Raw genomic sequence first — 14,890 nt, 5'->3', positions numbered from 1 at the left:
GCATACCGGACCGACGCGCAGCATGCACTGGGTGGACACCACGGGAAACGGCCAACTCATCAACACCGGCACCCAGATTCCTGGGGGCTACTACCCGAAGGATGGCGCGATGGTGATGTTTGGCCCCGGCAAGATTCTGCAGTCCGCAGGCCGCACGCTGGGAGGTGTCACCACGAATCTCGCTTACGTGGTGGACATCAACGGCAGCGTCCCCACCGTCACGCAGACCAGCAGCCTGAAATACGCGCGCACCTTTGCCAATGGTGTGATCCTGCCCACGGGCGAAGTGATGGCCATTGGCGGCAACACCTCGCAGCAAAAATTCAACGACGACGGCAGTGTGCTGATCCCGGAAATCTGGAATCCCACGAGCGGGCGCTGGCGCATTGCCGCCGAGATGCAGGTGCCGCGCAATTACCACTCGCTGGCGATCCTGCTCCCCGATGGCCGAGTGTGGTCGGGTGGTGGCGGACTGAGCAGCAGCCCCACCGACCATCAGGATGCGCAGATCTTCACCCCACCGGTGCTTTTCAAGGCCAACGGTACGCCGGCGACTCGCCCGGAGATCACCGAAACGCCGGAGGTCATCGGCCCGGGCATGGCGTTCAGCGTACGCGCCACGGCGGGCATGAAGCGCTTCACCTTCATCAAGCTGGCCTCACTGACACACAGCGTCACGAGTGATCTGCGCTTCATGGAACTTTCGTTCACCGAACCCACACCCGGCACTTATGTGGTGCATGCGCCCGCGAATGTGAATGTGCTGACACCGGGCCACTGGATGCTGTTTGCCATCTCGCCCAAAGGTCCGTATTCGATTTCCAAAACCGTGCTGGTGGATGCCACGCTTACGGACGCGATCAGCAACCCTGGCGCTCAATTCAGCACCGTGGGCAAATCGGCTATCGGCGTCAGCATGAAAGCTTATGGCTACAGTCCGGCTTCAAGAGTGTACTCAGCGAGTGGCCTGCCCCATGGACTCGTGCTTGATCCCATCTCCGGTCTCATCTCAGGCACGCCAAGCTGCATCGGCCGCTACAGTGTGACTGTCACCGTTAAGGATTCCATCCTTGAGCCGGCGTCGGTCACGATCCCCTGGACGGTGCATTCCGATCTGGTGGTCGCAGCATTGACGCATGCGCCCGAGCAGGTCGGTAACGCCTTTGATTTTTCCACGTCCGCCACGGGCAGTACCCACCCCGAATTCCAATGGGATTTTGGTGATGGCACAGAGCCCTCTGACTTCAGCAGCAGTACGACGATCCGTAAAACGTATGCCGCACCCGGACGCTATCTGGTCACCCTCACCGCACGCGATGACACGGGCAGTCTGGTCACAACGAGTTTTCATCAGGCGGTGCATGCGCCGCTCACGCCGAAGCGCCCCACCGTTTCCAGCAGCATTGCCTATCAGGTGCGCAGCGGTGCCAATGCGAGGCTATGGGTGGTGAATCCGGATCAGGACAGCGTCACCATTTTTGATGCGGTGACACGCGTACGCAGCGGCATCATCAACACCGGCAGAGGACCGCGCAGTGTCGCCATCGCGCCCGATGGCCGGGCTTGGGTGGTGAACAGTGAAAGCGGGAACATCGCCATCATCGACGCGAATCTCAGCGTGGTGCAGACGATTGCCCTGCCGCGCGGCTCGCGCCCGTTTGCCATCGTGTTTGATCCCGCCGGCACAGCCGCCTATGTGTCGCTGCAGGACAGCGGCGTGGTGCTGAAGCTCAATCCCGCAGCGACCACTCAGATCAAGGGCTCGGCGAAGGTCGGCAGCAGCGTGCGGCATTTGTCCGTCAGTGCGGATGGTCGCAAGGTGTTTGCCACGCGCTTCATCACACCGCATCTGCCGGGCGAGGAAACGGCCAACGTGATCACGCAGGATGGCGACACGAAGTTTGGCGGTGAGGTCCGCGTGATTGATGCAGCGAGCATGACCGTCACGCGCACGATCATTCTCGCCCACAGCGATGAGGCGGACAGCTCCATCGCCGGGCGCGGCATCCCCAATTATCTCGGCCCTGCGGTGCTCAGCCCGGATGGCACGAACGCGTGGGTGCCGTCGAAGAAGGACAACATCAAACGCGGCATGATGCGCGATGGCAAACCGCTCACGCATGACAGCGCTGTGCGCAGCATCACGTCACGCATTGATCTGAGAAGTGAGAACGAGGACTTCGCGGCACGCATTGATTTCAACGATGCGGGCATTGCCAGCACCGCTGCGTATGATCCCACCGGCATGTATGTGTTCACCGCGCTGGAAGGCAGCCGTGAAGTGGCGGTGGTGGATGCATGGAACCAGCGTGAGCTGCTACGCTTCACTGCGGGGCGCGCACCGCAGGGTGTGGTGACATCGCCGGATGGACGCACGGTGTATGTACACAATTTCATGGACCGCAGCGTGACGGTGCATGATGTGAGCGCCCTGCTCAATGGCGCGGAGAATACGCCGCAGCAGACCGCGCTGCTGAACTGCATCAACAAGGAAAAGTTGATCGCAACTGTGCTGAAGGGAAAACAGTTCTTTTACGATTCACGCGATCAGCGCCTGGCACTGCAACAGTACATTAGCTGCGCCTCCTGCCACAACGATGGTGATCAGGATGGACGGGTGTGGGATTTCACCAGCTTCGGCGAAGGGCTGCGTAACAACATCTCCCTGCGCGGCCATGGCACGCACGGCCCACCACACTGGACTGGAAACTTCGATGAGATTCAGGATTTTGAAGGCCAGATCCGCAACTTTTCCGACGGGCAAGGTCTGATGAGTGACGCCGACTTTCATACCGGAACGCGTGACCAGGCGCTGGGCGATGCGAAGGCGGGTGTGAACGCCGATCTCGATGCACTGGCGGCCTATGTGAAGTCGCTGAGCACTGCGGGCATCAGCCCGAACCGTGGCAGCAATAGCCAGCTCACAGCCGATGCGTTGTCAGGCCAGCAGATCTTCCGTGCGAAGAACTGCGCGGCCTGCCATGGCGGCACACGCTTCACCAACAGCGCGCTTAATGTGTTCGCGAACATCGGCACGATCAAACCCTCCAGCGGACAGCGGCTGAACGGCCCCATTCCGGGCCTGGATGTGCCAACGCTGCGCGGACTCTGGAGCACAGCACCGTATTTGCACGATGGCAGTGCTGCGACTCTTGCCGATGCGGTGCGCGCCCATCAGGGCGTACGGCTTACCGACCATGAGATGTCTAAAGTCGTGGCTTTCCTCTCTCAAATTGACGACTCAGTCGTGCATGCAGCCTCACCTTTGAGTGTGGTACTGGCCACAGCCAGCAGCAACGTGAATGCTGCGTTTCCCGTGATCGGCTTTTTGAGCGAGGCAGCCAGCGGATTCACCGCCAGCGACATCAGCATCACGGGCGGCACGCTGCGTGGTTTCATCAGGTCCGGCACGGCCTTCAGTTTTTATGTGGAGCCCACGGCGGCCAGCGTGAGCATCGCTATCGCCGCGAATGTGATGCTCGATTCCACCGGGCTGGGCAACCTCGCCTCCAACGTGGTCAATCTTACGAACACCGGCGATCTGATAGCGCCGGTGATCACACTGGCCACCCCAGCAGACACCGTGAGTTCCTCCTTCGAGGTCAACCTCAGCGCCAGCGAAACGATCAGCGGATTGAGCGTGGCTGATTTCATGGTGGCCAACGGCAGTGCAGGTAATCTCACGGGCAGTGGGGCGAGCTACAGCATCACCATCCACCCAACAGCCACAGGTGAGGTGACGGTAAAACTGCCGGCTGAAGCAGTCGTGGATGCCGCTGAGAATGGCAGCCTCGCGTCCAATGTTTTAAGAGTCACGTTTGCTCCGGTGAACAACGAGCAGCCGACGGCAACACTCGCCACAGCATCGGCGGAGGTGAGCGGTGCCTTCGATGTCGCGGTGACTTTTAGTGAGGACGTCACCGGCGTCTCCTTGAATGATTTCAGCGTCACCCATGGCCGTGCGACGGCTCTTAGCGGCGGAGGTGCCGAGTATGTTGTGTCAGTTATGCCAGAGGCGAATGGCGTGGTCACGATTCAGTTTTCGGCCAATGCGATCTCGGATATCTTGAGCGTGCACTGCAGCCCACTCGCAGAGACTGGACCTGAGGTGGTGCTTACGGCAGTCCCTGGCAGCTTGATGGTGAACGCGCAGTTCAGTGAAGCCATCACGGAAGTCAGTGCAGACGATTTCATCGTCACTAATGGCCGAGTGATCGGCCTCAGCGGCAGCGGCTCACTGTGGATCGCCACGATAACACCCTCCAACGCGGGTGATGTGAGCGTGCGCCTGCCTGCCAATGCTGCGCAGGGAAACCGTGCTTCAAACGTGCTCATCATCGAGTTTGATCCACCCGCGCCGCTGACGGCGAAGATCAATTTTCAAAATGCCGGTGCACCGACACCGAATGACTACTGCGCGGATACTGGGTCTGTCTTTGGCAAACGGAATGGACTCAGTTTCGGATGGAACAATGACCACAGAGCGCAAGGGCGTGACCGCAACGCTGTGACTGAGCAGCGGCAGGATACTTACATCCGCATGCAGGCTGGAGCGAAATGGGAGATCGCCGTGCCGAATGGTGAGTATGACCTCACGCTCAGTGTGGGAGATGCCACCACCGCGAGCACCAACACGCTGAACGTGGAAGGCATTTCTATCTGGAGCGCCACCGCCTGTGCCGCTGGTGCGTTTCAGGTAAAATCTCTGCGCGTAATGGTCGCGGATGGCTTCCTCACGCTCGACAATGGTCGCGCGGCTGATCGTGCCACCGCATTGAACTCCATCGATATTACGAGCGTCAGCAGCATGCCGCAGGCAACACCGCACGGACTTGCGGCAGAGTACTTTGCAGGGATCAACTTCGATCAACTCCGCTTCACCCGCATCGACCGCAGCATTGATTTCCGCTGGGATGCGGCCGCACCCGACACACGCCTGGCAGCAGACAATTTCAGCGTGCGCTGGCAGGGTGCCGTGATGCCGCGCCATAGCGAACGCTACTCATTTGCCACCACGAGCGACAATGGCGTGCGGCTGTGGGTGAACGGGCAACTGCTCATCAACCACTGGAACAAGCATGCGGAAGAAACCAACACTGCTGAAATCGAGTTGCAGGCAGGAGTGCCTGCGACGATCCGCCTGGAGTTCTGTGCGAATGATGGCGATGCCGTGGTGCGTCTGCAGTGGGCCAGTCCGAGTCAGGCGCTGGAAGTGATCCCTGCCGACCGCCTCATGATTAATGCCACGGGCCAGCCTGCAGCCCCCTACCCTTCCACATTCGCTGCATGGATTGCGAGCGGGCGCAGCAACGGCCCCCAGACCACTGCCAGCACGAATGCAGACGGTGATGATCTGCCGGACCTGCTGGAGTATGCGCTGGGCGGCAGTGCGGGAAGTGGCATCAACTCAGGTGATGTGCTGCGGCTGGACACGCAGAATGGTCACGTCAGTGCCAGTGTGGTGCGCCCGCAGGGCATGAGCGATTTGAACTGGCTGCTAGAAAGCAGTGCGGATTTGAAAACATGGACACCGCTCGCCCTCACTGCGGCGGTCAGTGACAACGGTGATGGCACCGAAACGCTGCGCTGGAAAAATCTGGATATGGCGGCAGGACAGAGTCTTGGCCTAGGCATGGTGCGTCTGAAAGTGCGGCACACGACCACGGGTGATACGGCAGCCACCGCCCCTTTTGCCTGGCAGCAGTGGACCAGCCAGAGTGGCACGCAGACCGTGGGCGTGAATGTGGTGAACTCACCTATTTTCACCGGCTACGCACATTCTGCCAACGGAACGGCCCTTTACCTCAGCGATGCCTCGTATCTGCCGGGGGTGGTGGATGCGGATGCGCGCTACTATGTGGAGATCACCGACGGCGCGTCTGCAGGACATCATTGGGATCTCGCCCATGTGGGCGACCGGGTGCTCGTGATCGACAGCGAATCCACCAGCAACACGATGGCCGAACTGCCAGCCGATATCGCCGGGACACGCATCGCGGTGCGCAAGCATGTGACCCTGGGGCAGGTGTTTGACAAAAGCGTCCTGCGGGGTTCCAACAATCCTACAACCACTGATCAGGTGCAGTTTCTGAGCGCGAATGGTTTCCGCCCATACTGGCTGCTGCAATCGGGTGCGCGCAATCAATGGACTGCTGCGGGTGACACCACGCTGGCGAACGCCGATTCCCTTCCCATTCCGCCCGGCACGGGTGTGATGCTGAAAAGCAGCAGCCCGGCATCCCGCACGCTGGTCATGACCGGTCAGGTCCGGACTACGCCCTTTGCCCGGCAGGTGGCACCGGGTTCAAGCCTGTTTGCCAATCCGTGGCCCCTGAATGCGACTCCCACGGGTCTGAACATGACGAGTGCCGCGACGTTTACCGGCACCACGAGTCCGAGCACGGCCGATGCCCTGCAGTTTTGGAAAGGCGACAGCCAGCCAGGGGCCAGCGGTTACGATGGATTTTGGTTTTTCCAAAGTGCCAGAATCCTCGGAGGCTGGGTGTCCAACCGCGATGCCACCCTGCGCTCGCAAAACGATCTGCTGCCACTCGAGGCGGCGAAGGCTTCTTTCCTCATCCGTCGTAGTACTTCCACCAGTGTGTGGGTGATGCCTGCGCCGTGAATTGACGGATAAAGGGACAGTGAAAAGCAGATGTCACCGTATTTGCCGTGGTTACCCCGCAAGGATTCGAACCTTGAACGAGAGAATCAAAATCTCCTGTGTTACCATTACACCACGGGGTAGGATGTGCTCCGAGAGCGATATTAGAGCTTCCTTTTCGCTGTGCAAGAGCCGCTTGAGGCTGAATTTGGCGTTTGCATGCGAATTGGGACGTATTTCATGCGGTAACATGTGGGTCAGACCGGTGTGATCCCTCTTTTTTTGACCGGTTTCAGCAATGAGATATAGCGCTGCGAGCCTTGATTTTCCTCATGCCTGTCGTGTTTCGCGCACTCACAGACATTGAAATTATGGAAGTATGAAATATTTATTCTTGCAATAAATATTATAATTAGCATAATGGTCGGGCAATTTAAGAAGATCATTATGAAGAAGCTCATCCTTATCCAAAACGATTATCCTGGCACCGGCAAGAGCACCCTGGCGCTCTGCTTCCACCGCTATCTCCAGCAGTATGGTGTCTCCCATCAACTTCTCTCCCTCACCGAAGAGGAAACCTACACGGCCTCCGGGGGCACCGCTTTGGATGCCAGTTCACTGACGCCGCGATCATTCCTCGCACATGTGGATGCCTCCCCGCTGACGATTTTGGACGTGAGCACGGGCCTCGGGGAATTCTTCAACAAGTTCTACCAAGGCTGTGAAATGGACCAGATTCTGCAAGCAGCGGGAGTGGCCCTGTCAGTGGTCCTCCCGGTGACGGCCGATCATGAGAGTTTTGATTCGGTCATCGACGCAGCGGAAGTTTACTCCGACAACGCTGAGTACCTGATCGCCCACCTTGTGACGAGCTGCTACGACGAAGACGACAAAGTCTGGGATACCAGCTATGCGGCGCGGGTGATGGACATGTTTGAAGCCGTGGAACTGCACATCCCGGAAATCAACTTTCAGGCCGAATTAAGTACTGAGCGCATGAGCCTCGACAGCGCACTGCAACGGGAGGATGCCGAAGAACGCCTGGGTAAAGAATACACCAAATGGCAGCGGCGCGTCATGGGCCAGGTGGACAGCGCCCGCCAGTATCTGTTTGGTGACGCCTTCCGCCCTACGATGGCTCCGAAACCTGTCAAGGCGGTGCGCAAGGTGAAGACGAAACTTGCCGCCTGAGGAAGGCGGAGTTTGCGGTGGCTGAACCTTGGTTGACGATTGTTTCCAGTCCACCGCTAACAACCGTCAGTTCCAGCAGGAGTTACTCGAACAATTCGGGATAGTTCCGATCTGCCACGGCCCGGCTGAGAGCGCGTATCTCAGTCGGGCAGGAGCATGCCTGGACGGCTTGGGCCAGAGCTTCACACTCCTGCACTTCCAAACGCCGCACTGCATACTTCACGCGTGCGATTTGTGTGGTGGCCACACTGAGTTCATTCAGGCCCAGGCCGATCATCAAAGGAGTCAGTGCCAGATCGGACGCCATCTCGCCACACATGCCGACGCGGATGCCCGCAGTGCGCGCGGCCTTGACCGACATGGAAATCAGTCGCAGAACGGCGGGATGGGTGGTCTGGTATAATTTGGCCACCCGATCGTTAAGCCGGTCCACCGCGATCGTGTACTGAGTCAGGTCATTCGTCCCCAGACTGAGGAAATCGACTTCCGCCGCAATCAAATCTGCCGTCAGCGCGGCACTGGGAATCTCAATCATGGCACCGATTTCGATTTCGTCCGGTACATCAATGCCTTCTGCCGTGAGTTCATCTGCGCAGTCGTTGAGCACGGCCTTCGCCTCCAGCACCTCTTGCACGCCGGACACCATGGGGAACATGATGCCAACCCGCCCATGAACGGCAGCGCGCAGCAGCGCACGCAGCTGCCGCTTGAATAAATCCAGCCGGCCCAAAGACAGCCGTATGCCACGCCAGCCAAGGAATGGATTGGGCTCGGGATCCACGGAGAGACGCTCATCCACCTTGTCGCCGCCGAGATCCAGGGTGCGGAATACCACACGCTTCGGGGCTTGTGACTTTATCACTTTGCCGTACGCCGTGGCGAGTTGGTCTTCCGTGGCGTCCGGATTCTCAAGATGCAAAAATTCAGTACGGAACAGCCCCACCTCCTCGGCGCCACTGTCCGCCACGATCTTCATTTCCTCGATGAACTCCGCATTCGCGCCCACGCAGATCGCCGTGCCGCAACGCGTGAGGGAGGGCTGGTGCCGCTCCATTTGAAACACGTCTTCGCGCCGTTCGGCCTGCTCTTCCCGCAGACGGTAGCGCGCCAGAGTTTCGGCGCTGGGATTTTGAATGAGCAGTCCGCCTTCACCATCGAGCAGAACGGTGTCACCGCTGTGCAAGTCCTCGCAGATGCCATGCAGCCTGACCACCGCCGGCAAAGCCAGGGAGCGGGCGATGATGGCCGCATGGGATACGGCGCTGCCTGTTTCCAAGGCAAAGCCGAGCACCTTGCTGCGGTCCAGCTGCACGGTGTCAGAAGGTGTGAGATCATGCGCCACCACGATCACCGGCTCGTCAAACATGGGGTGGTCCAGCAGCTCTCCGCGCAGATGGCGCATCACGCGATGGGTCACATCCTTCACGTCCAGAAAGCGTTCGCGCAAATAGGTGTCCGAAAGGCCGCGCAGGGCGTCCATGTGCTTGCACATGAGCTTGTAGTAGGCCCAGTCCACGCAGACCTGCTGCTCGCGCACGGTTTTTTCCGTCTGCTTTAGAATCGTCGAATCCTGCAGGATCAGAAGATGTGTCTCAAAAATTTCGCTCTCGGAGCTGCCGTGCTCCCCGGCCATGACGCGCTGGAGTGCCTCGATCTCTCTGGCGGTGACGGCGAGCGCGGCATGCAGGCGCTCCATTTGGTGGGCCTCCGTGCCGGGTTCGATGGTGTCTTCGTCCGGCTCATCAAAGTGATCCTTAAGCACATGCACCACCGCATGCGCAACCCCTTGGGACACGGCGGTGCCGATCCAGGTTTTTTCTTGCAAAGGGTGTGAAGAACTCATTTCCGCGCCCACCTTTCATGCGGACAATGCGTTTAGCAAATGCGACAGTGCATCAAACTACCGACAGCACCTTTTCCATGCGCTTTTTCAGGGCTGCGGCCTTGCCTTCCTCGCCAATGATTTCGAGCATGGCGACGTAGTCGGCACCGATCGCCTCATAGCTGCGTTCCTCCTGGGGCAACTGCGACTCCAGGATGCGCAGGCTTTTTTCAAAGTGCTGCTGGGAGGCTGAATTATCCTTCAATTCATGGCATGCCGTGGCCAGATTGCACAGGGACTGGGCCACATCCCGGTGGTTCTCGCCGAGCACTTCGATGCGGATCTGCAAACCATCCTCAAACATTTCCTTGGCCTGATCTGGGAATCCTGCCGCGTAGTAGAGGCTGCCCAGGTTATTGAAAACACAGGCCACGGACTCCGAATTGCGCCCGCGCTTGTTTTCCAGCGTCTCCAGGGCACGGAGGTAGTGCTGCTCCGCCAGCGCAAACTTGTCCATGCACTTGTAGGTCATGGCGAGGTTGTTGCGCAACTGGGCAGCAACTTCGACGTTTTCACCGCCGAGAGCTTCGTGGTTGCTGATCGCCTCTTCATAATAGGAGAGCGACTCCGCCTCCCGGCCGTTGAAATCCAGCAGCGTGGCGAGGTTTGTCCGCACGTTGGCCATGACATCCGTCGGCAGTTCCAGTTCTTTGCCCGCTTCCAGGGCCTCAAGATAAGCGGCCTCAGCGGCGGTGGTGTCTCCTGCATCACGTTGCGCATCTCCCAGTGCCAGGAGGGCGCGGACGAGTCCGGGTGCCTTACCTGGAAAATCTCTCACGGCTTCACGCTGAACCTCCACCGCCTTACGAGCGGCTTGGGTGACAGAATCGGCAGTGGCAGTTGAAGAAATGTTTTCGGGCATGATCTCGACAAAAAGCGGTCGGTTTGGTGGGGACGTACCTTCGTGGACACAGCCGCCCCCCGTCAAGTGCCGCGTTTGTCCCAATGCACAAAACTCGGGCAGCCTAAACGGTCCAGCAGCAGCCCCTGCTCACGGTTTGAGCCAGTATTCGAAGAAGCGGTAGATTTGCTCGTTGGATTCCTCGTTGGGGTCGTGCTTTTCGCGGTTGGTCATGGCCACGCGGCTGGTGGTGCCGAGGAGCTGATTCACGGCGATGGCGTGATTGAGCACCGTCCAACGTTTGGGTGGATCTTCGGCTCCGCCGGAGACGAGGAAGGGGCGAGGAGCCATGAGGGCTTCGAGTTCCTGGAGATCATGGCCTTGCTCGATGAGAGTTTTGTAGGGGCCGGTGCGGGGGTTCTCAGGGGTGACGAGGCCAGACTTGCGGGTGAGAGCGGGATCGAGGCCGATGTACCAGGGTTCCTGGTAGTTGATGCTGCCGCGTGTTTCATCAAAGACGATGCCGGGATCGCTCCACACGGCGCAGGCATATTTGTCCCAAAGGCAGGAGCCAAAGAGGGACCATTTGCCGCCGTAGGAATGGCCGACGATGCCGATGCGTGCGGCATCGACTTCCGGCAGCGAGGCGAGCGCCTGCCACATGTTGGCGCTGATGTAGCCGAGGTAGGAGAGCGGCTGGCACTTGGCGGCGGTGCTGAGGACGGGCTTGCGTGCATCGCCACCGGGGGAGCCGATGGAGAGGGTGATGAAGCCGCGACGAGCGAGCTGCCACGCGAAGTCGCGCTGTGGCTTCCCGCTCAGGCCGACGCAGGTTTCGGGATCGTAGAAGGGGACGAAAACGGCGGGGCGCTTGCCCTCGTTCGCGGGGAGGAGGAGGTAGCCATCGCCTGTTTGGCCGGGGGCGATTTCGATGCGGATTTTGCGCTGGGTGATGCCCCCTTCCCGCTGTTTGGTTTCGAGCACTTCGATCTTGGGATGGTCGATGACCGCTGGCCATGCGCCCATGATGCCGTGCCAGTCGGCGAGGATTTCAGCGCGGCGTTTTTGCCAGTCTTCGGCGGTCTTGACTGGGTGGCCGTCATTGAATATGAGGGGTGATTTTCCCGGCGAGAACTTGCCGGCGAATTCGGCGGGGACTTGAGTGAAGGGAAGTTCATCGGCATGGGCGATGAGAGCTGAGGCAAGAAGACCGAGAAGGAGCGAAAGTTTCATGAGGTTGATTCTTTATGAACGTGCGTTTGCGGTGTTTCCGTGCGGGCAAGTCAGTTTTGACGGAAATGCATGGCCGCAAAAAAGCGCAAAGCCGATCCTGAAAAAAATGACGGACCTGAAATATGAACGAAGGCGCGCCATGCCTTCGCTTTACTTTAGATGCTCGTGGAGGATGCGGACGACTTCCTTGACGACTTCAGGGCGCTCGACGCAACTGTGCCAGCTAGGGACGACTTTTTCGGACTTCGCGCCCGCGAGATGGGCGCTCCAGTAGGGGACGGCGCCATCGGAGCTGTCGAGCAGGGGTTTATGACCGAGCTGTCCGATGATGGAGTGGTAGGGCACGGGAATGGGCACGGCGTTCAGGCCCTGAAAGAAGGGATGCTCATTGGAAAGCGTGCCGACGCTGAGAAAGGCGAAGAGACCCCAGTTGCGAATCTGCGGCGAGAGTGCGTCGGTGTTGCCGGTGAGGAGTTGCTTTGACATCAGCACTGTGTCCACCGGCAAACGAATGAAGGAGGCGAGACGGCGCACGATATTGTTGGAGGCGAGATTGCTGCCTCTTTGCGGCGTGGCGATGAATACCAGGCGCTTCACTTCGGGCTGGGGCTTGAATTTGAGCGTGCTGACCAGGCGCTCACGCACAGGCTCGGAGACGTTGAGCAGCTCTGGCGGCTTGCGAAACATGGCGTCCCACAGCTTGTCTTTGGGATCGATGGCCTGCATGCGGCTGAGCAGTCCGCCCATGCTGTGGCCCACGACCACCATGCGTTTCATGCCGGGGTCGTTGTGATCAGGGTCAAAGTAATCGCGGGCCTGCTGCAGGGAGGCACGCAGGCGTGCGGAGGTCTGTGGCACGCCCATGCCAGTGGGATACAGGAAGTACCAAGGCTGATATTTCGCGCGCAGTTCGGGGTCTGAGCTGATGGCATTGACCGCATTCAGCCAGATGTGTGGGTCAGACATGAGGCCATGTACAAAGACGACGGGAATGCGCTGCGGATCATAGCCGTCCATGCAGTAGAGATGGCTGTCTCCCAGCGTGCGTTCGGGGTAGAACAATCCCAGCCACGAAAAAAGGCGGAGTGATTTTTTTGACAGGGCGCGATCCTTGGCTGCGGTGAAGTTGGCCGCCAGCAGGCGCTCATCACTGTGCAGTTTCACGGTCTCCACGTTGAGGGCATTGTGCAAATGCAGACGACAGCGGCGCGGCGTGGCGGGATCGGCGTCATCGTCATCCACCTCCATCACAGCGGTCAGTGTGAGGTTGCCGCCGTTTGGCGGTAGGAAGGGCTGCTCTTTGCGAGTCGCATTCGTGCGGTAGATGCGACCGACGAGCGGCACGCCTACGCCGGGCCGCTCTGAGAGGGTGTCGTCCCCATGCGATCTCTTGCGCGACGCGAGTAAGATCTGATCGATCTGCGTGGGTGACACCTCATATTTGGGGCGGGTCTCCGTGGCCAGTTCGAGCTGAAATGTATCCCGCTTGGAGGTGAAGTCGGTGCCGCTCTGCCAGTAGCGTGGACATTGATGCGCGTCCCATTCACGCAGAAACTTGGCGAGCGCATTCTCATACCGATCCTCTGCGGCCTGCCGTGCGGAGGCCTTGCCCTGGTGCATACCCTCCCAGCCGGCAGCCACTTCATCCAACAGTGCAGCCATGTGCCGCTTCTCGCGTGCGCTGAGCTCCGTTTCGGCACGGGTCACTTCCACGCGCAGCACTGAGTGGCAGGAGGTCAGAACTCCGCAAAATACTAGAGCAACCAAGCGCAGCGCAGGCGTGGACAGCATCACTTCGACTCTGTGATCGGAGTCAGCTTGACGTTACGAATCGCCGCCATGGTGTTGAAGGTCGTCAGGGAGAGCGGCAGGTAGCTTTCGATTGGGCCGGTACGCACGCTGATTTTTTTGCCTTCGATGTCCTCATCGACGACCTGCTTGTCACCCAGCCATACGCTGATGTTTTTCGAGGTGACTCGGAGCTTGATGGCATACCATTCGTCATCCTTGTAGCGCTGATAGGTGGAGGTGTTGTTGTCGGAGGCATCCATGCCGTCGATGCAGGAGATGCCGGTGACGCTGCCGCCCCAGCCGCCGCAGATCAGCGTGGCGCAGTGTTTCAGATCGCCGACGGGAAAAGTGAGGCCGACGAAGAAATCGACTCCCTGAATCCGCTTGGCATCCAGCGTGATCTCGTAGTTGGTCGTTGGCAATGCGGCTGCTTTCTTGTAAATGGCACCGCTCACATTCTCTCCCTGATTGATGATCATGAGACCACCCTCCAGTTCCACCACCCCACTGCCGCCGACGTCCACGGACTCCCAGTCGTCGAGCGATTTGCCATTAAAGAGCATGATCTCCTTGGCAGCCTCCGGCTTGGCTGGGGCAGGTTTGTCTTCAGCGGTGGCAAAGACGGTGCCGAGCACCATAAGAGCGGTCAGGATTGGAAATTTCATGGCTTCAGCACTCACCCTCAGCGTGGCAGGCCCCACGGTCAAGCTTCACAAAAAACACCTTCACCCATGCTCCACCCCGATCTAAAAACCATCATCATCATGGGCGTTTCCGGCAGCGGTAAATCCCTCATTGGCAGCATGCTGGCGGCCAAACTCGAAGGTGTCTTCGAAGACGGCGACGATTTTCACCCGCCAGCCAACAAGGACAAGATGTCCGCCGGCACACCGCTGAATGACGATGACCGCTGGCCCTGGTATGCGACGCTGCGCCAGCGCATCGAGGACATGCGCCACCTCACACCGAACTACGTGCTCGCCTGCTCCGCGCTGAAGCCGATCTATCGTGACAAACTGCGTGCGCATGATCACCCGGAAACGCTGCGCTTTGTGCTGCTGGACGGCACGAAGGAACTCATCGCCTCTCGCCTTGCCGGGCGCAAAGGACACTTCATGCCGCCTACCCTGCTGGACAGCCAGCTCTCCACGCTGGACCCGACGCCCGACATCATCCGTGTTTCCATTGACCAAACTCCCGAGGAGATCGTGAACGACATCATCCTGAAATTAGAGCGCGTATGAGTGACGCGATTCAGCGGCTGTTCTGGGGATGGGAGGCACCGGTGTTGGAGCAAGCGGTGGCATTGCTCTGCCGCGACTGGGATTCTGCGCGGGCGCTGGATCTC

8 protein-coding genes and 1 tRNA gene are annotated in these 14,890 nt (G+C 59.4%); 3 read left to right on the top strand and 6 right to left on the bottom strand.

What is annotated here, in order from left to right; genetic code table 11:
- The first annotated feature begins 22 nt into the window (after nucleotides 1–22).
- Nucleotides 23–6,625 (top strand): Ig-like domain-containing protein, encoded by a 6,603-nt coding sequence (locus PSV43_RS21680; protein ID WP_300202626.1) that lies wholly within the window; start codon nucleotides 23–25, stop codon nucleotides 6,623–6,625.
- A 48-nt stretch (nucleotides 6,626–6,673) separates the two neighbouring features.
- Here the strand turns inward: PSV43_RS21680 and PSV43_RS21675 are convergent.
- A tRNA-Gln gene (locus PSV43_RS21675) sits at nucleotides 6,674–6,747 on the bottom strand.
- A gap of 304 nt (nucleotides 6,748–7,051) precedes the next feature.
- On the opposite strand from PSV43_RS21675, the gene PSV43_RS21670 reads away from it, so the two are divergent.
- Entirely contained in the window at nucleotides 7,052–7,795 is a 744-nt protein-coding gene (locus tag PSV43_RS21670) for a hypothetical protein (protein WP_300202624.1), read from the top strand.
- A gap of 82 nt (nucleotides 7,796–7,877) precedes the next feature.
- On the opposite strand, the gene ptsP is transcribed toward PSV43_RS21670, so the two are convergent.
- The 5 genes from ptsP to PSV43_RS21645 form a co-directional block, all read right to left on the bottom strand.
- Complete coding sequence (ptsP, locus tag PSV43_RS21665) at nucleotides 7,878–9,638, bottom strand: phosphoenolpyruvate--protein phosphotransferase (RefSeq protein ID WP_300202622.1); 1,761 nt, start codon at nucleotides 9,636–9,638, stop codon at nucleotides 7,878–7,880.
- Nucleotides 9,639–9,690: 52 nt separating this feature from the next.
- On the bottom strand, nucleotides 9,691–10,539 hold the full coding sequence (locus tag PSV43_RS21660) for a tetratricopeptide repeat protein (protein WP_300202620.1): 849 nt from the start codon (nucleotides 10,537–10,539) through the stop codon (nucleotides 9,691–9,693).
- 129 nt (nucleotides 10,540–10,668) lie between these two features.
- Entirely contained in the window at nucleotides 10,669–11,751 is a 1,083-nt protein-coding gene (locus PSV43_RS21655; protein ID WP_300202617.1) for a sialidase, read from the bottom strand.
- Between the two features lie 150 nt (nucleotides 11,752–11,901).
- A complete protein-coding gene (locus PSV43_RS21650; protein WP_300202614.1) occupies nucleotides 11,902–13,542 on the bottom strand; it encodes an alpha/beta fold hydrolase in 1,641 nt (546 codons plus the stop codon).
- Nucleotides 13,542–14,207, bottom strand: a complete 666-nt coding sequence (locus tag PSV43_RS21645; RefSeq protein ID WP_300202610.1) for a DUF1080 domain-containing protein — start codon at nucleotides 14,205–14,207, stop codon at nucleotides 13,542–13,544. Before PSV43_RS21645 ends, PSV43_RS21650 begins: the two co-directional genes overlap by 1 nt.
- A 66-nt stretch (nucleotides 14,208–14,273) precedes the next feature.
- Here PSV43_RS21645 and PSV43_RS21640 point away from each other — a divergent pair, with 66 nt between their 5' ends.
- A complete protein-coding gene (locus PSV43_RS21640) occupies nucleotides 14,274–14,786 on the top strand; it encodes a gluconokinase (protein WP_300202607.1) in 513 nt (170 codons plus the stop codon).
- Nucleotides 14,787–14,890: the final 104 nt, after the last annotated feature.

Source organism: Prosthecobacter sp. (assembly GCF_029946185.1).
GTDB lineage: Bacteria > Verrucomicrobiota > Verrucomicrobiia > Verrucomicrobiales > Verrucomicrobiaceae > Prosthecobacter.
Note: the sequence above shows the minus strand (reverse complement) of the source record. Positions and strands in the feature narration are given on the sequence as shown.